24 protein-coding genes are annotated in these 21,615 nt (G+C 68.2%); all 24 read right to left on the bottom strand.

From position 1 onward, the window contains the following. Positions 1 to 16 precede the first annotated feature (16 nt). A complete protein-coding gene (rpsH, locus tag GA0070564_RS13985; RefSeq protein ID WP_073828943.1) occupies positions 17 to 424 on the bottom strand; it encodes a 30S ribosomal protein S8 in 408 nt (135 codons plus the stop codon). Positions 425 to 520: 96 nt separating this feature from the next. Further along, positions 521 to 706 (bottom strand): type Z 30S ribosomal protein S14, encoded by a 186-nt coding sequence (locus GA0070564_RS13990; protein WP_007465272.1) that lies wholly within the window; start codon positions 704 to 706, stop codon positions 521 to 523. 1 nt (position 707) lies between these two features. Beyond that, complete coding sequence (gene rplE, locus GA0070564_RS13995; RefSeq protein ID WP_091608851.1) at positions 708 to 1,277, bottom strand: 50S ribosomal protein L5; 570 nt, start codon at positions 1,275 to 1,277, stop codon at positions 708 to 710. Further along, positions 1,277 to 1,597 (bottom strand): 50S ribosomal protein L24, encoded by a 321-nt coding sequence (gene rplX, locus GA0070564_RS14000; protein ID WP_007465276.1) that lies wholly within the window; start codon positions 1,595 to 1,597, stop codon positions 1,277 to 1,279. The genes rplE and rplX overlap by 1 nt, the downstream gene beginning before the upstream one ends. Then, on the bottom strand, positions 1,594 to 1,962 hold the full coding sequence (gene rplN, locus GA0070564_RS14005; RefSeq protein WP_007465279.1) for a 50S ribosomal protein L14: 369 nt from the start codon (positions 1,960 to 1,962) through the stop codon (positions 1,594 to 1,596). The genes rplX and rplN overlap by 4 nt, the downstream gene beginning before the upstream one ends. 99 nt (positions 1,963 to 2,061) lie before the next feature. Beyond that, positions 2,062 to 2,337, bottom strand: coding sequence for a 30S ribosomal protein S17 (rpsQ, locus tag GA0070564_RS14010; protein ID WP_091608855.1), 276 nt, complete (start codon positions 2,335 to 2,337; stop codon positions 2,062 to 2,064). After that, complete coding sequence (gene rpmC, locus GA0070564_RS14015) at positions 2,334 to 2,570, bottom strand: 50S ribosomal protein L29 (protein ID WP_013288628.1); 237 nt, start codon at positions 2,568 to 2,570, stop codon at positions 2,334 to 2,336. The genes rpsQ and rpmC overlap by 4 nt, the downstream gene beginning before the upstream one ends. After that, positions 2,570 to 2,995, bottom strand: a complete 426-nt coding sequence (gene rplP, locus GA0070564_RS14020) for a 50S ribosomal protein L16 (protein ID WP_073834927.1) — start codon at positions 2,993 to 2,995, stop codon at positions 2,570 to 2,572. Before rplP ends, rpmC begins: the two co-directional genes overlap by 1 nt. Before the next feature lie 3 nt (positions 2,996 to 2,998). Then, a complete protein-coding gene (gene rpsC / locus GA0070564_RS14025) occupies positions 2,999 to 3,871 on the bottom strand; it encodes a 30S ribosomal protein S3 (RefSeq protein ID WP_091608857.1) in 873 nt (290 codons plus the stop codon). Continuing rightward, positions 3,871 to 4,326 (bottom strand): 50S ribosomal protein L22, encoded by a 456-nt coding sequence (gene rplV, locus GA0070564_RS14030; protein WP_091608860.1) that lies wholly within the window; start codon positions 4,324 to 4,326, stop codon positions 3,871 to 3,873. The genes rpsC and rplV overlap by 1 nt, the downstream gene beginning before the upstream one ends. 40 nt (positions 4,327 to 4,366) lie before the next feature. After that, positions 4,367 to 4,648 (bottom strand): 30S ribosomal protein S19, encoded by a 282-nt coding sequence (gene rpsS, locus GA0070564_RS14035; RefSeq protein WP_007073032.1) that lies wholly within the window; start codon positions 4,646 to 4,648, stop codon positions 4,367 to 4,369. Positions 4,649 to 4,660: 12 nt separating this feature from the next. After that, on the bottom strand, positions 4,661 to 5,500 hold the full coding sequence (gene rplB, locus GA0070564_RS14040) for a 50S ribosomal protein L2 (protein WP_091608862.1): 840 nt from the start codon (positions 5,498 to 5,500) through the stop codon (positions 4,661 to 4,663). 12 nt (positions 5,501 to 5,512) lie between these two features. After that, complete coding sequence (gene rplW, locus GA0070564_RS14045) at positions 5,513 to 5,815, bottom strand: 50S ribosomal protein L23 (protein ID WP_067301418.1); 303 nt, start codon at positions 5,813 to 5,815, stop codon at positions 5,513 to 5,515. Beyond that, the gene (rplD, locus tag GA0070564_RS14050) at positions 5,812 to 6,489 is read right to left on the bottom strand and encodes a 50S ribosomal protein L4 (protein WP_091608864.1); all 678 of its coding nucleotides are present in this window, start codon (positions 6,487 to 6,489) and stop codon (positions 5,812 to 5,814) included. Before rplD ends, rplW begins: the two co-directional genes overlap by 4 nt. Continuing rightward, complete coding sequence (gene rplC, locus GA0070564_RS14055; RefSeq protein ID WP_091608865.1) at positions 6,486 to 7,151, bottom strand: 50S ribosomal protein L3; 666 nt, start codon at positions 7,149 to 7,151, stop codon at positions 6,486 to 6,488. The genes rplD and rplC overlap by 4 nt, the downstream gene beginning before the upstream one ends. Before the next feature lie 11 nt (positions 7,152 to 7,162). Further along, positions 7,163 to 7,471, bottom strand: coding sequence for a 30S ribosomal protein S10 (gene rpsJ / locus GA0070564_RS14060; RefSeq protein ID WP_007073037.1), 309 nt, complete (start codon positions 7,469 to 7,471; stop codon positions 7,163 to 7,165). A gap of 355 nt (positions 7,472 to 7,826) precedes the next feature. Beyond that, positions 7,827 to 9,020: an elongation factor Tu gene (tuf, locus tag GA0070564_RS14065; protein ID WP_091608867.1), complete on the bottom strand. Its 1,194-nt coding sequence runs from the start codon at positions 9,018 to 9,020 to the stop codon at positions 7,827 to 7,829. A gap of 222 nt (positions 9,021 to 9,242) precedes the next feature. Next, a complete protein-coding gene (gene fusA / locus GA0070564_RS14070; protein WP_091608870.1) occupies positions 9,243 to 11,339 on the bottom strand; it encodes an elongation factor G in 2,097 nt (698 codons plus the stop codon). Positions 11,340 to 11,414: 75 nt separating this feature from the next. Beyond that, positions 11,415 to 11,885: a 30S ribosomal protein S7 gene (gene rpsG, locus GA0070564_RS14075; protein WP_088973247.1), complete on the bottom strand. Its 471-nt coding sequence runs from the start codon at positions 11,883 to 11,885 to the stop codon at positions 11,415 to 11,417. A 1-nt stretch (position 11,886) separates the two neighbouring features. Then, complete coding sequence (gene rpsL, locus GA0070564_RS14080; protein ID WP_007465318.1) at positions 11,887 to 12,261, bottom strand: 30S ribosomal protein S12; 375 nt, start codon at positions 12,259 to 12,261, stop codon at positions 11,887 to 11,889. Positions 12,262 to 12,734: 473 nt separating this feature from the next. After that, entirely contained in the window at positions 12,735 to 13,088 is a 354-nt protein-coding gene (locus tag GA0070564_RS14085; protein ID WP_091609176.1) for a hypothetical protein, read from the bottom strand. A 618-nt stretch (positions 13,089 to 13,706) separates the two neighbouring features. Beyond that, positions 13,707 to 14,075 carry a hypothetical protein gene (locus GA0070564_RS14090; protein WP_091609177.1) on the bottom strand — a complete coding sequence of 123 codons (369 nt, stop codon included), beginning with the start codon at positions 14,073 to 14,075 and terminating at the stop codon, positions 13,707 to 13,709. Positions 14,076 to 14,160: 85 nt separating this feature from the next. Then, the gene (locus GA0070564_RS14095) at positions 14,161 to 18,075 is read right to left on the bottom strand and encodes a DNA-directed RNA polymerase subunit beta' (protein WP_091608872.1); all 3,915 of its coding nucleotides are present in this window, start codon (positions 18,073 to 18,075) and stop codon (positions 14,161 to 14,163) included. 77 nt (positions 18,076 to 18,152) lie between these two features. Continuing rightward, the gene (gene rpoB / locus GA0070564_RS14100; RefSeq protein WP_091608875.1) at positions 18,153 to 21,584 is read right to left on the bottom strand and encodes a DNA-directed RNA polymerase subunit beta; all 3,432 of its coding nucleotides are present in this window, start codon (positions 21,582 to 21,584) and stop codon (positions 18,153 to 18,155) included. Positions 21,585 to 21,615: the final 31 nt, after the last annotated feature.

The following is a 21,615-nucleotide window of genomic DNA, read 5'->3' on the forward strand; positions in this document are numbered from 1 at the left end:
TTCTACCAGTCTCCCGTTACCAGACGAAGGCGAGGACTTCCCCGCCAACGCTCCGCTTGCGGGCCTGCCGGTCGGTCAGCAGTCCCTGGGACGTCGAAATGATCGCCACGCCCAGCCCGCCGAGCACCCGCGGGAGCCCGTCCGACTTGGCGTACACCCGGAGACCGGGCTTGGACACGCGCTTGATGCCGGCCAGGCTCCGCTCGCGGTTCTGGCCGTACTTCAGCTCGACGACCAGTCGCTTGCCGACGGCACCCTCCTCGGGCTCCTCGACCGACCAGGTGGCGATGTAACCCTCGGCCTTGAGGACCTCGGCGATGTTCGCCTTGATCTTCGAGTAGGGCATCGTCACCTGATCGTGGTACGCCTGGTTGGCGTTACGCAGACGCGTGAGCATGTCTGCGATCGGGTCGGTCATCGTCATGAAATTCGTCAACCTTTCTCGCCGGGGTTCCCCGGGCTGGGCCCGGGGCCTACGGCGAAGAGACAGTTCAGCTGACGCGCTGAGCGCGCCGGGCTATTACCAGGAAGCCTTGGACACGCCGGGCAGCTCACCGCGGTGGGCCATCTCCCGGATGCACACCCGGCAGAGACCGAACTTGCGGTAGACCGCCTTCGGACGCCCGCACCGCTGGCAGCGGGTGTACGCGCGAACCGAGAACTTCGGCTTCGCGGCCGCCTTGATGATCAGCGCCTTCTTGGCCATCTCAGTTCTCCTTGAACGGGAAGCCCAGGAGCTTGAGCAGCGCCCGGCCCTCGTCGTCGGTCGTGGCGGTGGTGACCACCGTGATGTCCATGCCCCGCTGGCGATCGATCCGGTCCTGGTCGATCTCGTGGAACACCGACTGCTCGGTCAGACCGAACGTGTAGTTGCCGTGGCCGTCGAGCTTGCGACCGTCGAGACCGCGGAAGTCGCGGATACGCGGCAGCGCGATCGACAGCAGCCGGTCCAGGAACTCCCACATCCGGTCGCCGCGGAGGGTCACCTTCGCGCCGATCGGCATGCCCTCGCGGAGCTTGAACTGCGCGATGGACTTGGTCGCCCGCCGCACCTGCGGCTTCTGGCCGGTGATCGTGGCGAGGTCGCGGACCGCGCCGTCGATCAGCTTGGCGTCGCGAGCGGCCTCGCCGACACCCATGTTGACGACGATCTTGACCAGCCGCGGCACCTGCATCGGGTTGCCGTAGTTGTGCTGCTCCTGCAGCTTGGCCACGATCTCGTTGCGGTACCGCTCCTTGAGGCGCGGCATGGTCTTGGTTTCGGTAGCCGTGGTCATCACAGGTCCTTACCGGTGCTACGCGCGATGCGGACCTTCTGGCCGTTGTCGTCGATCCGGTAACCGACGCGGGTCGGCTTCCCGTCGGAGTCCAGGACCTGCACGTTCGAGACGTGGATCGGGGCCTCCTGGGTGACGATGCCACCGGTCTTGGCGCCACGCTGGGTGGTGCTGATGCGGGTGTGCTTCTTGACCCGGTTCACGCCCTCGACCAGGACCTTGTCCTGCCGCGGGTAGGCCGCGATGACCTTGCCCTTGGCACCCTTGTCCTTGCCGGCGATGACGACGACCGTGTCGCCCTTCTTGACCTTCACGGTCACAACACCTCCGGCGCGAGAGAGATGATCTTCATGAACCGCTTGTCCCGCAGCTCCCGACCCACCGGGCCGAAGATGCGGGTACCGCGCGGGTCTCCACCGTCCTTGATGATGACGGCGGCGTTCTCGTCGAAGCGGATGTACGAACCGTCCGGCCGACGCCGCTCCTTGGCGGTGCGGACGACGACCGCCTTGACGACGTCGCCCTTCTTGACACCGGCACCCGGGATCGCGTCCTTGACGGTCGCCACGATGACGTCGCCGATGCTCGCGTAGCGCCGACCGGAGCCACCGAGAACCCGGATGCACAGGATCTCCCGGGCACCCGTGTTGTCGGCGACGCGCAGTCGCGACTCCTGCTGAATCACGTCTATCTCCTATGTCTGCCGGTTCTCCGGCCGCCCGGGGGCGGCCGGAGCCTGGCGGAACTTCGCCCGACCGTTTCGCCGGCCGAGCTCGAGCCTTCGCTACTTGGCCTTCTCGAGGATCTCCACGATCCGCCAACGCTTGGTGGCGGACAGCGGCCGGGTCTCCATGATCAGGACCCGGTCACCGATGCCGGCAGCGTTCTGCTCGTCGTGGACCTTCAGCTTGCTGGTCCGGCGCATGATCTTGCCGTACAGCGCGTGCTTGACCCGGTCCTCGACCTCGACCACGACGGTCTTTTCCATCTTGTCGCTGACCACGAGGCCCTCACGCACCTTACGGCGGGCCCGCGCGGTGGCGGTGGTGTTCTCGCTCATGATGCAGTCACCTCAGTCGGCGCGGCCGAGAGACCCAGCTCGCGCTCACGCATGATCGTGTAGATCCGGGCGATCTCCCGACGGATGACCTGCAGCCGCCGGTTGTTGTCCAGCTGCCCGGTTGCGGCCTGCACGCGGAGGTTGAACAGCTCCGCCTTGGCCTCACGCAGCTTCGTGACCAGCTCCTCCTCGGAGAGCTCACGCAGCTCGGAAGGCTTGACGCCCGCTGCCATCAGGATTCACCCACTTCGCGCGTAACAATGCGGCACTTCATCGGGAGCTTGTGGATCGCGCGACGCATCGCCTCTCGCGCAATCTGCTCGTTGGGGAAGGACATCTCGAAGAGAACCCGCCCCGGCTTGACGTTGGCGACCCACCACTCGGGCGAACCCTTACCGGAACCCATGCGGGTTTCCGCCGGCTTCTTGGTGAGAGCCTGGTCCGGGAAGATCGTGATCCAGACCTTGCCGCCACGCTTGATGTGACGGGTCATCGCGATACGCGCCGACTCGATCTGCCGGTTGGTCACGTACGCCGGCTCGAGAGCCTGGATCCCGAACTCGCCGAACACCACCCGGTTACCACCCTTGGACGCGCCGTGGCGGTCCGGGTGGTGCGGCTTGCGGAAGCCCTTCGGGGGCTTGCGCGGCATCAGCATCTGTCAGCCCTCCTGCTGCGTTTCTGCCGGCTGAGTGGCGGCCGCGGCGACAGCGCCGGCGTCCACCGGGTCGCCGGCCGGCGTCTCCGCCTGCTGCGCGATGGTGGTCGCGGCAGCGCGGCCGGCCTCGGTGCCACCGGCGGTCGTGCCGGACGAACCCGACCGGCCACGGCGCGGCCGCTCGGGCCGGTCGCCACGGTCACGGCGCGGGCCGCGGGACGGAGCCGCCTCGGCCGGAGCCTCCCGGCCCGGAACGGCGTCGCCCTTGTAGATCCAGACCTTCACGCCGATCCGGCCGAAGGTCGTACGAGCCTCGAAGAAGCCGTACTCGATGTTGGCCCGCAGCGTGTGCAGCGGAACCCGACCCTCGCGGTAGAACTCGGTCCGGCTCATCTCGGCGCCGCCGAGACGGCCCGAGACCTGCACCCGGATGCCCTTGCAGACCGGGTTCTTCATCGCGGACTGCATCGACTTGCGCATCGCCCGACGGAAGCTGACCCGGCTGGAGAGCTGCTCGGCAACGCCCTGGGCGACCAGCTGCGCGTCCGACTCGGGGTTCTTCACCTCGATGATGTTCAGCTGCACCTGCTTGCCGGTGAGCTTCTCCAGCTCGCCGCGGATCCGGTCCGCCTCGGCACCCTTACGGCCGATCACGATGCCCGGACGGGCGGTGTGGATGTCAACCCGGACCCGGTCCCGGGTGCGCTCGATGTCGACCTTGGAGATCCCGGCGCGCTCGAGGCCCTTGGACATCATCCGGCGGATCTTGACGTCCTCGCCGATGTAGTCCTTGTAGAGCTTGTCCGCGAACCAGCGGGACTTCCAGTCGGTCGAGATGCCGAGCCGGAACCCAGTGGGGTGAACCTTCTGACCCATTACTCGGCACCCTCCGTCGTGCTCTGCGTGTCGGCGGCCTCGGCCTGCTTCGCCGGAGTGGCCTTCTTCGCCGACTTCTTCGGCGCAGCCGGCGCGACCGCCTCGACCGCCACGGTGATGTGGCAGGTCCGCTTGCGGATCCGGTAGGCCCGGCCCTGCGCACGCGGCCGGAACCGCTTCATGGTCGGGCCCTCGTCGACGAATGCCTCGCTGACGAGCAGCGCGTCAGGGTCCAGCCGCTCGTTGTTCTCCGCGTTGGCGATCGCGCTCGCGAGCACCTTGTACACCTGCTCGCTCGCAGCCTGCGGCGCGAACTGCAGCACCGTGAGCGCCTCCTTCGCGGGCAGGCCGCGGACGAGGTTGACCACCCGGCGCGCCTTCATCGGCGAGATGCGCACGTGTCGCGCAACCGCCCGCGCGCCCGGAAGCACCGGAGCGTCGCCCTTTCCTGGCATCGCTGTAACCCCTTGTTCCTCTATCCGTATGCCCGCGGCGTCAGCGCCGGCGGCTCTTCCGGTCGTCCTTCTCGTGACCCTTGAACGTGCGGGTCAGCGCGAACTCGCCGAGCTTGTGCCCGACCATGGCCTCGGTCACGAACACGGGGACGTGCTTACGTCCGTCGTGCACGGCGATCGTGTGCCCCAGCATCTCGGGGATGATCGTCGAGCGCCGCGACCAGGTCTTGATGACGTTCTTCGAGCCCTTGTCGTTCTGCGTCTCCACCTTCTTGAGCAGGTGGTCGTCGACGAACGGGCCCTTCTTCAGGCTGCGAGGCATGCTCTATCTCCCTCAGCCGCGCTTACGCGTGGCGTAGCGGCGGCGGACGATCAGCCGGTCGCTCGGCTGGCCCTTACGACGGGTGCGGCCCTCGGGCTTACCCTGCGGGTTGACCGGGTGGCGACCACCGGAGGTCTTACCCTCACCACCACCGTGCGGGTGGTCGACCGGGTTCATCGCGACACCACGGACGGTCGGGCGCTTGCCCTTCCACCGCATGCGGCCGGCCTTACCCCAGTTGATGTTCGACTGGTCGGCGTTGCCGATCTCGCCGACGCTCGCGCGGCAGCGGACGTCGACCCGCCGGATCTCGCCGGACGGCATGCGCAGGGTCGCGTACGCGCCCTCACGGCCGAGCAGCTGGATGCCGACGCCGGCCGAACGGGCCAGCTTGGCGCCACCGCCGGGACGAAGCTCCACGTTGTGGATCGTCGTACCGACCGGGATGTTGCGCAGCGGCAGGTTGTTGCCCGGCTTGATGTCGGCGCTCGGGCCCGACTCGACCGCGTCGCCCTGCTTCAGGTCCTTCGGCGCGAGGATGTAACGCTTCTCGCCGTCGGCGTAGTGCAGCAGCGCGATGCGCGCGGTGCGGTTCGGGTCGTACTCGATGTGGGCGACCTTGGCCGGGATGCCGTCCTTGTCGACCCGCTTGAAGTCGATCAGACGGTACTGGCGCTTGTGGCCGCCACCGTGGTGCCGCGTGGTGATCCGGCCGTGGGCGTTACGCCCGCCCTTCTTCGGCAGCGGAGCCAGCAGCGACTTCTCCGGCGTGGACCGGGTGATCTCGGCGAAGTCGGCGACGCTGGAGCCACGGCGGCCCGGCGTCGTCGGCTTGTACTTGCGGATAGCCATTGTCTACACCCCTCAGCTGACCGGGCCGCCGAAGGCCTCGATACGGTCTCCGTCAGCCAGCTTCACGATCGCCCGCTTGGTGGCCTTGCGCTGACCGAAGCCGGTCTTGGTGCGCTTGCGCTTGCCCTGGCGGTTGAGCGTGTTGACCGTCAGGACGCGGACGTTGAAGATCTGCTGGATAGCGATCTTGATCTCGGTCTTGTTCGCGTCCGGGTGCACCAGGAAGGTGTACCAGTTCCGGTTCAGCTCGCTGTAGCTCTTCTCCGAGACGACCGGCGCGACGATGACGTCCCGCGGATCGGCGATCGTGCTCACTTGCCACCCTCCTCGGTGGTCTCGGCGGATCCGGCCACCGGGCCGACCTCCGTCGGCAGCCCGAGGAACTCGTCCAGGGCGTCCTTGGTGAAGACCACGTCGTCGGCCACCAGCACGTCGTACGTGTTGAGCTGGCCGGCCTCGATCAGGTGCACCCGCGGCTCGTTGCGCAGCGACACCCAGTTCAGCTCGTCGGCGCTGCTCAGCACGACCAGGACCCGGCGGGCCCCGGTGAACTTCGCCAGCGCGGTGAGCGCCGCCTTGGTGGACGGCTTCTCGCCCGAGACGAAAGCCTCGACGACGTGCACCTGGCCGGCGCGGGCCCGGTCGGAGAGGGCGCCACGCAGGGCGGCGGCCTTCATCTTCTTCGGGGTCCGCTGGCTGTAGTCGCGCGGCACCGGGCCGTGGACCACGCCACCGCCGGCGAACTGCGGCGCGCGGGTCGAGCCCTGGCGGGCACGACCGGTGCCCTTCTGCTTGTACGGCTTCTTGCCGCCGCCGGAGACCTCGCCGCGGGTCTTGGCCTTGTGCGTGCCCTGCCGGGCCGCCGCGAGCTGGGCCACCACGACCTGGTGCATCAGGGCGACGTTCGCCTGGACGTCGAAGATGTCGCCGGGCAGCTCGACGGAGCCGCTCTTGGCGCCTTCGACGTTGAGGACGTCAACGGTGGTCACTTGGCCGCACCGCCCTTCTTCGCCTTGGTCTTGGCCGCGGTACGGACCAGGACCAGCGCGCCCTTGGGGCCGGGAATGGCGCCACGGACGAGCAGGAGGTTGTTCTCGGTGTCGACCGCCTGGACGGTCAGGTTCTGGACGGTGTAGCGCACGCCACCCATCCGGCCGGCCATCCGGGTGCCCTTGAAGACACGACCCGGGGTGGCGCAGGCGCCGATGGAGCCCGGCGAGCGGTGCTTGCGCTCCACACCGTGGCTGGCGCGCAGACCGTGGAAGCCGTGCCGCTTCATCGGGCCGGCGTAGCCCTTGCCCTTGGTCTTGCCGGTGACGTCGATGACGACGCCCGCCGGGAACTCCTCGACCGTGACCTCCTGGCCCAGCGAGTAGTCGCCGGCGTCGGCGGTGCGCAGCTCGACGATGTGCCGGCGCGGCGCCACGTCCGCCTTCGCGTAGTGCCCGCTGACCGGCTTCTTCACCTTGCGCGGGTCGATCTTGCCGTACGCCAGCTGGACCGCGGAGTAACCGTCCTTCTCGGCGCTACGAACCTGGCTGACGACGCACGGGCCGGCCTGAACCACGGTCACGGGAACAACCTTGTTGTTGTCCCAGACCTGGGTCATACCGAGCTTGGCGCCCAGGATCCCCTTGACTTGCCTGTCCATTTGTCCGATCCCTACAGCTTGATCTCGATGTCGACGCCAGCCGGCAGGTCGAGGCGCATGAGCGAGTCGACCGTCTTCGGGGTCGGGTCGATGATGTCGATCAGCCGCTTGTGCGTGCGCATCTCGAAGTGCTCGCGCGAGTCCTTGTACTTGTGCGGCGAGCGGATAACGCAGAAACGGTTGATCTCCGTGGGCAGCGGCACCGGGCCCGCGACCTGCGCCCCGGTACGCGTCACCGTCTCGACGATCTTCCGCGCCGAGGAGTCGACGACCTCGTGGTCATAGGCCTTGAGCCGGATGCGGATCTTCTGTCCCGCCATGGTGGCTTCTGTTCCTTCTCTCGATGCCGCTGTGTTGCGGGCGCCTGCACCGGCTGGCGCAGGCCCACTTCGCCGACCCCCGCGGTCGGGCGTGTCGCGCCCTCGGACCAGGCTCCGCCCCGGGACTCCGGAGCGATTCGCTGACCGCGCGGTGGGTCAAGGCGCCGATCGCATCACAGCGATCTGGACGCCGTGCGAGGGTGGTTGACCGCCAGGGGCGATCAACCACCCTACGCGCGACTGTTGGTCTGTCCCGGAGGTCCAGCTCTCACCGGACACGGGCGACTAACCGTCGTTACGCAACCTGACCAGTATGCCGTACGACTGCACGGCAACGCCAATCGGGTTACCTAGCTCACTTGACGATCTTGGTGACGCGACCCGCGCCGACCGTACGACCACCCTCGCGGATCGCGAACTTGAGGTTGTCCTCCATCGCGATGGGCTGGATGAGCTTCACGGACATCGTGGTGTTGTCGCCCGGCATGACCATCTCGGTGCCCTCGGGCAGCGTGACGACGCCGGTGACGTCCGTGGTGCGGAAGTAGAACTGCGGGCGGTAGTTCTGGAAGAACGGGGTGTGCCGGCCGCCCTCCTCCTTGGAGAGGATGTAGACCGTCGCCTCGAACTCCGTGTGCGGGGTGTTGGTGCCCGGCTTGATGACCACCATGCCGCGCTCGACGTCCTCGCGCTTGGTACCACGCAGCAGCAGGCCGACGTTCTCACCTGCGCGGGCGTCTTCCAGGGTCTTCCGGAACATCTCGATCGCGGTGACCTTGGTCTTGAAGCCCTTCTCGCGGATGCCGACAACCTCGACGTCCTCGTTCGGGAGCAGCACGCCACGCTCGACACGGCCGGTGACGACCGTACCGCGACCGGTGATCGTGAAGACGTCCTCGACGGGCATGAGGAACGGCTTCTCGGTCTCGCGCTCCGGCTGCGGGATCGCGGTGTCGACCGCGTTCATCAGCTCGAGCAGCTTCTCGGTCCAGACCGGGTCGCCCTCGAGCGCCTTCAGCGCGGACACCTGGACGACCGGCAGGTCGTCACCCGGGTACTCCTGCGCCGAGAGCAGCTCGCGGACCTCGAGCTCGACGAGCTCCAGGAGCTCCTCGTCGTCAACCATGTCGCTCTTGTTGAGCGCCACGACGATGTACGGCACACCGACCTGACGGGCCAGCAGCACGTGCTCGCGGGTCTGCGGCATCGGGCCGTCGGTCGCCGCGACCACCAGGATCGCGCCGTCCATCTGCGCGGCACCGGTGATCATGTTCTTGATGTAGTCGGCGTGCCCGGGGCAGTCGACGTGCGCGTAGTGCCGCGCCTCGGTCTGGTACTCGACGTGCGCGATGGAGATCGTGATGCCGCGGGCCTTCTCCTCCGGCGCCTTGTCGATCTCGTCGAACGGCGTGTACGGGTTCAGGTCCGGGTACTGGTCGTGCAGGACCTTGGTGATGGCCGCCGTCAGCGTCGTCTTACCGTGGTCGATGTGACCAATGGTGCCGATGTTGACGTGCGGCTTAGTCCGCTCGAACTTAGCCTTCGCCACTGGTGTCCTCCTGTGGACTTCTTGGTTCGTTCGCCCCGGCGCGCCGGTCGGCGCTTAGGACTCTGTCGACAGCCTTTCCGGCCTGGCGGCCGGAGAGCCTTTGTGGGTTCTGCGGCGATGAAGCCTACAGGCCCGGATTCACACAACCCGACCGAGGTGGCCGCGGGCGGGAGATCCCTCCCGCGACCGTCCCCGGCTCATCGAACTCAGCTCAGGTGAGCGTCACTCACCGGTCGCCTTGGCGATGATCTCCTTGGCCACGCTCTGCGGAACCTCGGCGTAGGAGTCGAACTGCATGCTGTAGCTAGCCCGGCCCTGGGTCTTCGACCGCAGGTCGCCGACGTAGCCGAACATCTCCGACAGCGGCACCAGGGCCCGGACGACGCGAGCGCCGCTGCGCTCCTCCATCGCCTGGATGATGCCCCGCCGGGAGTTGAGGTCGCCGATGACGTCACCCATGTTTTCCTCAGGGGTGGTGACCTCAACGGCCATCATCGGCTCGAGCAGCGCGGGGTCGGCCTTGCGGGCCGCCTCCTTCATCACCATCGAGCCGGCGATCTTGAACGCCATTTCCGACGAGTCGACCTCGTGGTACTGGCCGTCCAGCAGGGTCAGCTTGACACCCACCAGCGGGAAGCCGGCGAGGATGCCGTACTGCATGGCGTCCTGGGCGCCCGCGTCCACCGACGGGATGAACTCCCGCGGGATGCGGCCACCGGTGACGGCGTTGGTGAACTCGTAGGTCGGCGCGTCGTTGCCCAGGGGCAGCGGCTCGAGACTCACGATCACGCGGGCGTACTGGCCGGAACCACCGGTCTGCTTCTTGTGGGTGTACTCGATCTTGTCCACCTTGCGGCGGACGGTCTCGCGGTACGCCACCTGCGGCTTACCGATGTTCGCCTCGACGTTGAACTCGCGGCGCATCCGGTCGACCAGGATGTCCAGGTGCAGCTCGCCCATGCCGGAGATGACCGTCTGACCGGTCTGGTCGTCCAGCTTGACGCGGAAGGTCGGGTCCTCCTCGGCCAGCCGCTGGATGGCGGTGCTGAGCTTCTCCTGGTCGGCCTTGGTCTTCGGCTCGATGGCCACCTCGATGACCGGCTCCGGGAAGGTCATCGACTCCAGGATGACCGGGTTCGCCGGGTCGCACAGGGTGTCACCGGTGGTGGTCTGCTTCAGGCCCTGCACCGCGATGATGTCGCCAGCCTGGGCCGAGCCGCGCTCTTCCCGCTTGTTGGCGTGCATCTGGTAGATCTTGCCGATCCGCTCCTTGCGGTCCTTGGTGGAGTTGACCACCTGGGACCCGGACTCGACCACGCCGGAGTAGACCCGGACGTAGGTGAGCTTGCCGAGGTGCTTGTCGGTCTGGATCTTGAAGGCCAGGCCGGAGAACGGCTCGCTCTTGGACGGCTTCCGCAGCAGCGGGGTCTCGCCGTCGGTGGCGGTGCCCTCGATGGCCGGGATGTCCAGCGGCGACGGCAGGTAGTCGATCACCGCGTCGAGCATCGGCTGGACGCCCTTGTTCTTGAACGCCGAGCCGCAGAGGACCGGGTTGGCCTTGCTGGCGATGGTCGCCCGACGGATGGCGGCCTTGATCTCCTCGACGGAGATCTCCTCGCCCTCCAGGTACTTCTCCATCACCGCGTCGTCGACGTCGGCCAGGGTCTCCATGAGCTTCTCGCGCCACTCGTTCGCGGAGTCGACCAGGTCGGCCGGGATCTCCTCGATCGCGTAGTCCTCACCCTTCTGGGTCTCCCCGCGCCAGGTGAGCGCCTTCATGTTGACCAGGTCCACGACGCCGATGTGGTCGCCCTCGAGCCCGATCGGGATCTGGAGCACCAGCGGGGTGGCGTTCAGCCGGTCGATCATCATCTGCACGCAGCGGAAGAAGTCGGCGCCGGTCCGGTCGAGCTTGTTGACGAAGCACATCCGGGGGACGTCGTACTTGTCGGCCTGGCGCCAGACGTTCTCCGTCTGCGGCTCCACGCCGGCGACACCGTCGTAGACCGCGACCGCACCGTCGAGCACCCGCAGCGAACGCTCGACCTCGACCGTGAAGTCGACGTGGCCGGGCGTGTCGATGATCTGGATCGTGTGGCCCTTCCACTCACACTTGGTAGCAGCGGAGGTGATGGTGATACCACGCTCCTGCTCCTGCTCCATCCAGTCCATGACGGCGGCGCCCTCGTGGACCTCACCGATCTTGTACGTGATACCGGTGTAGAAGAGGATCCGCTCGGTGGTCGTGGTCTTACCGGCATCGATGTGCGCCATGATGCCGATGTTGCGTACGTTGGCGAGCGCGTCTGCGGCGGCCACTTCAATCCCTACTTATCGTCGTCTCGACACAACTGGTGGCGGTTCCGGCGCCGGTCCGGCGCCGGAACCAGGGTGTTACCAGCGGTAGTGCGCGAAGGCCTTGTTGGACTCCGCCATCTTGTGCGTGTCCTCGCGCCGCTTGACGGCGGCACCCAGACCGTTGCTCGCGTCGAGCAGCTCGTTCATCAGCCGCTCGATCATGGTCTTCTCGCGACGGGCCTTGGAGTAGGTCACCAGCCAGCGCAGACCGAGAGTGGTCGCGCGGGCCGGGCGAACCTCGACCGGCACCTGGTAGGTCGCGCCACCGACACGGCGGCTGCGGACCTCGAGGGTCGGCTTGACGTTGTCCATCGCCCGCTTGAGGGTGACGACCGGGTCGGTGCCGCTCTTCTCGCGGCAGCCCTCCAGGGCGGCGTACACGATGCGCTCGGCGAGCTGACGCTTGCCGCGCAGCAGGATCTTGTTCACCAGCTGGGTGACCAGGGGCGAGTTGTACACCGGGTCAGCGACCAGCGGCTTCCGCGGAGCGGGTCCCTTACGCGGCATGTCAGCTCTTCTCCTTCTTCGCGCCGTAACGGCTGCGAGCCTGCTTGCGGTTGCGGACACCCTGGGTGTCCAGCGAACCGCGGACGATCTTGTACCGCACGCCGGGGAGGTCCTTCACCCGGCCGCCGCGGACGAGCACGATCGAGTGCTCCTGCAGGTTGTGACCCACGCCGGGGATGTAGGCGGTCACCTCGATCTGGCTGCTGAGCTTGACACGCGCGACCTTGCGGAGCGCCGAGTTCGGCTTCTTGGGGGTGGTGGTGTACACGCGGGTGCACACACCCCGCCGCTGGGGGGACCCCTTCAGGGCCGGGGTCTTGGTCTTGGTCGTCTTGGCCTGTCGGCCCTTTCGGACCAGCTGCTGAATGGTGGGCACCGGGTTTCTCCGCTCCCTTCGGCCGCTGCGAAGCGGCCGCGCCGTCTGCTCTAGCCGGCCGGATGGACGGCTCTCCTACATTCCAACCAGGGCCACCTCACGGCGGTCCCAGTACCCGCGGTCGGGCGTGTCGCCCGGATCGCGGCCCGATGTCCTCGCTTGCGCGGGTCACCGGATTTCTGTCACCGGCACGCGGAGCACCGCGCGCCGGGTCTTGGGGCCTGTGTCGTGCTGCCGCTCGATCACCGGTGGAACCGGGTCCAGCGCACGCACGAGTTGCCCGGGCAAGCCCGGGCACAAGGGGAAAGAGTACCTACCACAGCCGCACAGGTCAAAACGGAACGGCTCGAGTGGGCTGCGTCGCAGCCCCCGTTGCCTCATCCCTCGTCCCCGTACGCCCACGATGGGCACCTACAGCGTCAAGTGTACCGGCTCACCCGACGAGCGACCGCTCGGCCCCGGAGCGACCGCCGTCACGCGAACTGCAACGCCAGGGCCAGCAGCAGGCCGAGCAGGCTCAGCCCGACCCCGACGGCACCGCAGGTCAGCCCGGCCCGGGCCAGGCCACGGCCGGAGAACCGGACCTCCGGCGGCGAGACCGGCCGGCGGATCTGCCGCAGCGCCAGCAGCCCCGTCACGATCCCGGCCGTCCCGGCGATCGTCCCGAGCACGGTGAACGCGCCGGCCGCCCAGGCGCCGCCGCCCCAGCTCCGCCCGCCGATGCCGAAACAGAGCACCAGCACGGAGATCAGGATCGACACCACGCCGACGCCCAGCGACGCGGTGGCCAGGCCGGAGGTGACCGGCGCGACGTCCAGGTGGACCACGCCGAAGGGCGTACCGGGAACCGGGGCGACCCGCTTCGGCGGCCGGACCGGCTCCCGCGGCGGCCGGGGACCACCGCCCCAGCCGGGCTGCGCCCCGGCCGGCGGCCACCCCGGGGCGTGCGGGGCCGCCGCCGCGGCCCAACCGGACCCGGGCTGCGCCGCACCACCTGGCCAACCGGACCCGGGCTGCGCCGCACCCCCTGGCCACCCGAACTGGGGCTGCGCCGCTCCCCCGGTCCGATCCGGGGCGGGGGTGCCCGGTGCGACGGGCGGGGCGGGGGCGCCCCACGGGTTCGCCGCCGGCATCGGGGCCGGCGCGGGCCAGGGGCTCGAGCCGGACACCGGGGCGGACGGCGCGGAGACGGGTGGCGGGGCGTACCCGACGGAGCTGGTCTCCGGGGGCAGGCTGGCCGGCTCCTCCCAGCGCGAGCCGGGCCGGTCGGGATCGGGCGGCCCGGCGGCCCGGCCGGGACCTCCCGGGTCACCCTCCGCCGGTGGCACCGGTTCCGTCACGAGCCCCTCCTCCAGTCACACCCACCGCCCACGCGACGGACACCGGCCAGGCTACCGCCGCGGCGCCCGCCGGCCGGGCCCACCGGAGAAACGATCCACCGGGGGTCAGTCCATGTTCGGCGCGTAGTCGTGCCCGAACGGCGCGTCCGCCATCCGCACCACGCCGATCACCACCGCGGTCACCACGGCCACCGCGCAGAGCACCAGCCCGATCCAGGCCAGCCGCTCGCCCCGGCGCAGCCAGGCGGCGCCGGTCAGGAACCCGCCCGAGGCGTACGCCTCCCGCCGGGCCTGCCGGGACAGCTGGAGCGCGATCGTCGCGGGCACCACCCCGCCGACGAAGAGCCCGGTCAACGCCGCGATCAGCCCCAACGCGAAGACCGCCCGGGCCTTCGTCGCCCGGGCCGGATCCGGGTCCAGGGGGTGGCGGGTGCCGGCGTACCCGAGGGGCACCTGTCCGGGCGCGGTCGTCATGCCCTCCATCATGCCTGTTCTCCCCCGACCCAGGAGACGACGAAGCCCCCGGCCGATGGGCCGGGGGCTTCGTTCGTGGCAATGCTTAGCGGTACGACCCGAAGTCGAAGTCGTCCAGCGGAACCGCCTGCCCGCTGGCCGGTCCGAAGCCGTAGTCGGTCTCCGGGTAACCGGTCATCGAGTAGACCTTGGCCTTCGCCTCCTCGGTCGGCTCGACCCGGACGTTGCGGTACTTGCTGATGCCGGTACCGGCCGGGATGAGCTTACCGATGATCACGTTCTCCTTGAGGCCGACCAGCGAGTCGCTGCGCGAGTTGATCGCAGCGTCGGTCAGCACCCGGGTGGTCTCCTGGAAGGAGGCCGCCGAGAGCCAGGAGTCGGTGGCCAGCGAGGCCTTGGTGATACCCATCAGCACCGGGCGACCGGCGGCGGGCTCGCCACCCTCGCCGACGAGCCGGCGGTTCTCCGACTCGAAGAGCGCCCGGTCGACCAGCACGCCCGGCAGGAACTCGGTCGAGCCGGAGTCGATCACCGTCACCCGCTTGAGCATCTGGCGGATGATGATCTCGATGTGCTTGTCGTGGATGAGCACACCCTGCGAGCGGTAGACCTCCTGGACCTCCTGGGTCAGGTGGACCTGGACCGCGCGCGGGCCGAGGATGCGCAGCAGCTCGTGCGGGTCGATGGTGCCCTCGGTGAGCTTCTCGCCGACCTCGACGTGGTCCCCGTCGTGGGTACGCAGCCGCACCCGCTTGGAGATCTTGTCGTAGACGATCTCGTCGCTGCCGTCGTCCGGCACCACGATGATCTTCCGCGACCGCTCGCCGTCCTCGATCCGGATCCGGCCGGGGGTGTCGGCGATGGGCGCCTTGCCCTTCGGGATACGGGCCTCGAAGATCTCCTGGACACGGGGCAGACCCTGGGTGATGTCCTCACCCGCGACACCACCGGTGTGGAAGGTACGCATCGTCAGCTGCGTACCCGGCTCACCGATCGACTGGGCGGCGATGATGCCGACCGCCTCGCCGACGTCCACGGTCTTGCCGGTCGGCAGCGAGCGGCCGTAGCACGCACCGCAGACGCCCAGCTTCGACTCGCAGGTGAGCACGCTGCGCACCCGCACCGTCTCCACCCCGGCGGCGACGATCTTGTCGACCCCGATGGAGTTGATGTCCTCGCCCCGGTGGGCGACGACGGTGCCGTCCGGCCCCTTGATGTCGTCGGCCAGGGTACGGGCGTGCACGCTGGTCTCGGCGTGCTCGTGCACGACCAGAGTGCCGCCTCCGGCGGCCGCCTGACCGCTCGCGTCGACCCGCTGACCAATCTGCATCGGGATGGCCCGGTCGGTGCCGCAGTCCTCCTCGCGGATGATGACGTCCTGCGAGACGTCCACCAGACGCCGGGTCAGGTAACCCGAGTCGGCGGTACGCAGGGCGGTGTCCGCGAGACCCTTACGGGCACCGTGCGTGGAGATGAAGTACTCCAGCACGGACAGACCCTCCCGGTACGACGCCTTGATGGGTCGCGGGATGATCTCGCCCTTGGGGTTGGCCACCAGACCACGGATCGCCGCGATCTGCCGGAGCTGGAGCAGGTTACCGCGGGCACCCGAGTTGATCATCTTCCACAGCGGGTTCTCCTGCGGCAGCGCGGTGTCCATCTCCTTGGCGACCTCGTTGGTCGCCTTGGTCCAGATCTCGATCAGCTCGCCGCGACGCTCCTCGGCGGTCATCAGACCACGCTGGTACTGCTTGTCGATCCGGTCGGCTTCCTTCTCGTACCGCTCCAGGATCTCCCGCTTGCGCGGCGGAGCGATGACGTCCTCCATGCCGATGGTGACGCCGGACCAGGTGGCCCAGTGGAAGCCGGCCTCCTTGAGGCCGTCCAGGGTGGCCGCCAGGGCCACCTTCGGGAAGCGCTCGGCGAGGTCGTTGACGATCGCGGAGAGCTGGCCCTTGCGGATCTCGTAGTTCACGAAGCGGTAGCCCTGCGGCAGCGTCTCGTTGAACAGCACCCGGCCGAGCGTGGTCTCCACGGTCAGCGGCTGACCCTCGACCCAGTCCTCCGGCGCGACCCACGGCTCGGCGCCGCGGCCGTTGTCGACCCCGACCACGCCGTGCAGACGGATCTTGACGGTGGCGCCCAGGCTCAGCTCGCCGTTGTCGAAGGCCATCCGGGCCTCGGCGTCCGAGCTGAACGCCCGGCCCTCGCCCTTCTCACCGGGGGTGAGGTGGGTGAGGTGGTAGAGACCGATGACCATGTCCTGGGTGGGCATGGTGACCGGCTTGCCGTCGGCCGGCTTGAGGATGTTGTTCGACGACAGCATCAGGATCCGCGCCTCGGCCTGGGCCTCGGCGGACAGCGGCACGTGGACCGCCATCTGGTCACCGTCGAAGTCGGCGTTGAAGGCGGTGCAGACCAGCGGGTGGATCTGGATCGCCTTGCCCTCGACCAGCTGCGGCTCGAAGGCCTGGATGCCGAGGCGGTGCAGGGTCGGCGCGCGGTTGAGCAGCACCGGGTGCTCGCCGATGACCTCTTCCAGCACGTCCCACACGACCGGGCGCTGCCGCTCGACCATCCGCTTGGCGGACTTGATGTTCTGCGCGTGGTTGAGGTCGACCAGCCGCTTCATCACGAACGGCTTGAACAGCTCCAGCGCCATCTGCTTGGGCAGGCCGCACTGGTGCAGCTTCAGCTTCGGGCCGACGACGATGACCGAACGGCCGGAGTAGTCGACGCGCTTGCCGAGCAGGTTCTGGCGGAACCGGCCCTGCTTGCCCTTGAGCATGTCGGAGAGCGACTTCAGCGGACGGTTACCCGGACCGGTGACCGGCCGGCCGCGACGGCCGTTGTCGAACAGCGCGTCGACGGCCTCCTGGAGCATCCGCTTCTCGTTGTTGACGATGATCTCGGGCGCGCCGAGGTCGATCAGCCGCTTGAGGCGGTTGTTCCGGTTGATCACGCGGCGGTACAGGTCGTTCAGGTCGGAGGTCGCGAAGCGGCCACCGTCGAGCTGCACCATCGGGCGCAGGTCCGGCGGGATGACCGGAACGCAGTCCAGCACCATGCCGAGCGGCGAGTTGCGGGTGTTCAGGAACGCCGCGACGACCTTCAGCCGCTTGAGCGCGCGGATCTTCCGCTGGCCCTTGCCGGAGCGGATGGTCTCGCGCAGGCTCTCGGCCTCGGCGTCCAGGTCCATGTTCTGGACCAGGGCCTTGATGGCCTCGGCGCCCATGCCGCCGGTGAAGTACTCGCCGAACCGGTCGCGCAGCTCGCGGTAGAGCAGCTCGTCGGTGACCAGCTGCTTCGGCTCCAGCTTGCGGAAGGTGTCGAGCACCTCGTCCAGGCGGTCGATCTCGCGCTGGGCCCGGTCGCGGATCTGGCGCATCTCGCGCTCTCCGCCCTCCTTGACCTTGCGCCGGACGTCCGCCTTGGCACCCTCGGCCTCCAGCTCGGCCAGGTCGGCCTCGAGCTTGGCGGCGCGCTTCTCGATCTCCGAGTCGCGGCTGTTCTCGGACTGCCGCTTCTCGGCGAGGATCTCGTTCTCGATGGTCGAGAGATCACGGTGACGCGACTCCGCGTCCACGCTCGTCACGACGTACGAGGCGAAGTAGATGATCTTCTCGAGATCCTTGGGGGCGAGGTCCAGCAGGTAGCCCAGCCGGCTCGGCACGCCCTTGAAGTACCAGATGTGGGTCACCGGAGCGGCCAGCTCAATGTGCCCCATCCGCTCACGACGGACCTTGGAACGGGTCACCTCGACGCCGCAGCGCTCGCAGATGATGCCCTTGAAGCGGACCCGCTTGTACTTACCGCAGTAGCACTCCCAGTCCCGCTGCGGACCGAAGATCTTCTCGCAGAAGAGCCCGTCCTTTTCCGGCTTGAGTGTGCGGTAGTTGATCGTCTCGGGCTTCTTGACCTCACCGTGCGACCACTGACGGATGTCGTCGGCGGTGGCGAGGCCGATGCGCAGCTCGTCGAAGAAGTTGACGTCGAGCACTATGTCCCCTATGTCGTCGTCTTTACAGCTAAATCATGGGCGGGGTTGGGGGCCGGCCGGCCCCCAACCCACACCACTTACACCTCTTCGACCGAGCTCGGCTCGCGCCGGGACAGGTCGATGCCCAGCTCCTCCGCGGCCCGGAACACCTCGTCGTCGGTCTCGCGCATCTCCAGGGCCACACCGTCGCTGGAGAGCACCTCGACGTTGAGGCACAGCGACTGCAGCTCCTTGAGCAGCACCTTGAACGACTCCGGGATGCCCGGCTCGGGAATGTTCTCGCCCTTGACGATGGCCTCGTAGACCTTGACCCGGCCGAGGACGTCGTCGGACTTGATGGTCAGCAGCTCCTGCAGGGCGTAGGCGGCGCCGTACGCCTGCATGGCCCAGCACTCCATCTCACCGAAGCGCTGGCCACCGAACTGGGCCTTACCGCCCAGCGGCTGCTGCGTGATCATCGAGTACGGACCGGTCGACCGCGCGTGGATCTTGTCGTCGACCAGGTGGTTGAGCTTCAGGATGTAGACGTACCCGACCGCGATCGGGTCCGGCAGCGGCTCACCGGAGCGACCGTCGAACAGCTGCGCCTTACCCGTACGCCCGATCAGCTGCTTGCCGTCCCGGTTGGGCAGGGTCGACGCGAGCAGACCGGAGATCTCCTCCTCGCGGGCACCGTCGAAGACCGGGGTGGCCACGTTGGTGTCCGGCTCGGACTCGTGCGCCTCGATCGAGCGAAGCTGACGCTTCCACTCCTCGTCGTCGCCCTCGACCTTCCAACCGGTCTTGGCCACCCAGCCGAGGTGGGTCTCCAGCACCTGCCCGATGTTCATCCGGGAAGGCACACCCAGCGGGTTGAGCACGATGTCGACCGGCGTCCCGTCCTCGAGGAACGGCATGTCCTCGACGGGCAGGATCTTGGAGATGACGCCCTTGTTGCCGTGCCGGCCGGCGAGCTTGTCACCGTCCTGGATCTTGCGCTTCTGGGCGACGTAGACCCGGACCAGCTCGTTGACGCCCGGGGGCAGCTCGTCGCCGTCCTCGCGGGAGAAGGTACGCACACCGATGACCGTGCCGGTCTCGCCGTGCGGCACCTTCAGCGAGGTGTCCCGGACCTCACGCGCCTTCTCACCGAAGATCGCGCGGAGCAGCCGCTCCTCCGGGGTCAGCTCGGTCTCGCCCTTGGGCGTGACCTTGCCGACCAGGATGTCGCCGGGGACGACCTCGGCGCCGATCCGGATGATGCCCCGCTCGTCCAGGTCCGCCAGCATCTCCTCGGAGACGTTGGGGATGTCGCGGGTGATCTCCTCCGGGCCGAGCTTGGTGTCCCGGGCGTCGACCTCGTGCTCCTCGATGTGGATCGAGGTGAGCACGTCCTGCTGCACGAGGCGCTGCGACAGGATGATCGCGTCCTCGTAGTTGTGGCCCTCCCAGCACATGAACGCCACGAGCAGGTTGCGCCCGAGCGCCATCTCGCCCTCGTCGGTGCACGGACCGTCGGCGATGACCTGACCGGCCTCGACGCGGTCGCCCTCGAAGACGACCGGCTTCTGGTTGACGCAGGAGCCGGCGTTGGAGCGGCGGAACTTGTGCAGCAGGTACGTCCGGCGGTGACCGTCGTCCTGGTGGATGGTGATGTAGTCGGCGCAGAGGTCCTCGATCAGACCCCCGACCTCGGCCACCACCACGTCACCGGCGTCGACCGCGGCGCGGTATTCCATGCCGGTGCCGACCAGCGGCGACTCCGCCTTCACCAGCGGCACGGCCTGCCGCTGCATGTTCGCGCCCATCAGGGCGCGGTTGGCGTCGTCGTGCTCGAGGAACGGGATCATCGCGGTCGCGACCGAGGTCATCTGCCGCGGCGACACGTCCATGTAGTCGACGGCGCTGGGGACGACGTCCTCGGTCTCACCGCCCTTACGACGGCACAGGACCCGATCCTCGGCGAAGGTGCCGTCCGACTTCAGCGGGGCGTTGGCCTGCGCCTTGACGAACCGGTCCTCCTCGTCCGCGGTCAGGTAGTCGATCTGGTCGGTGACCCGACCGTCGATGACCTTCCGGTACGGCGTCTCGATGAAGCCGAACGGGTTGACCCGGGCGAAGGTGGAGAGCGCGCCGATCAGGCCGATGTTCGGGCCTTCCGGCGTCTCGATCGGGCACATCCGGCCGTAGTGGGACGGGTGCACGTCACGGACCTCGAAGCCGGCCCGCTCCCGGGACAGACCACCCGGGCCGAGCGCGCTCAGCCGGCGCCGGTGGGTCAGGCCCGCCAGCGGGTTGGTCTGGTCCATGAACTGGGACAGCTGCGACGTACCGAAGAACTCCTTGATCGCCGCCACCACCGGGCGGATGTTGATCAGGGTCTGCGGCGTGATCGCCTCGACGTCCTGCGTGGTCATCCGCTCGCGGACGACCCGCTCCATCCGGGACAGGCCGACCCGCACCTGGTTCTGGATCAGCTCGCCCACGGTACGCAGGCGCCGGTTGCCGAAGTGGTCGATGTCGTCGGCCTCGTAGCCGTCCTCACCGGCGTGCAGCCGGCAGAGGTACTCCACCGTGGCGACGATGTCGTCCTCGGTCAGCGTGCCGGTGGTGATCGGCACGTCGACTTCGAGCTTCTTGTTGAACTTGTAACGCCCGACCTTGGCGACGTCGTACCGCTTCGGGTTGAAGAAGAGGTTGTCGAGCAGGGTCTGGGCGTTCTCACGGGTCGGCGGCTCGCCAGGGCGGAGCTTCCGGTAGATGTCGAGTAGCGCCTCGTCCTGGCCGGCGATGTGGTCCTTCTCGAGCGTCGTCATCATCAGCTCGGACCAGCCGAACTTCTCACGGATCTGCTCGGCCGACCATCCGATGGCCTTGAGCAGGACCGTGACGGCCTGGCGGCGCTTGCGGTCGATGCGGACGCCGACCGTGTCGCGCTTGTCGATGTCGAACTCCAGCCAGGCACCCCGGCTGGGGATGACCTTGACGCTGGAGAGGTCGCGGTCGGAGGTCTTGTCCGGCTGCTTGTCGAAGTACACGCCCGGGGACCGGACGAGCTGGCTGACCACGACGCGCTCGGTGCCGTTGATGATGAAGGTGCCCTTGGGCGTCATCATCGGGAAGTCACCCATGAACACCGTCTGGCTCTTGATCTCGCCAGTGGTGTTGTTGGTGAACTCCGCGGTCACGAAGAGCGGAGCGCAGTAGGTCAGGTCCTTCTCCTTGCACTCCTCGATCGAGGCCTTGACCTCGTCGAAGCGCGGAGCGGAGAAGGACAGCGACATGGTGCCGGAGAAGTCCTCAATGGGACTGATCTCGTCGAGGATCTCCGCGAGACCCGATCGTGCGTGCGGGTCGTCCGCCGACCGGCCCTGCCAAGCCTCGTTGCCGACGAGCCAGTCGAAGGACTCGTTCTGGATGGCAAGGAGGTTGGGGACCTCGAGATGTTCGGTGATCCGACCGAATGAAACTCGGCGGGGAGCGAAAGCACTCGACGTACGACTGGTCTTCGCAGGGCGGGAAGCTGCCAAGATGCGTCCTTCCGAGGACCGGTGCTGCAGA

Source organism: Micromonospora mirobrigensis (assembly GCF_900091555.1).
GTDB classification, from domain to species: Bacteria; Actinomycetota; Actinomycetes; order Mycobacteriales; family Micromonosporaceae; genus Micromonospora; species Micromonospora mirobrigensis.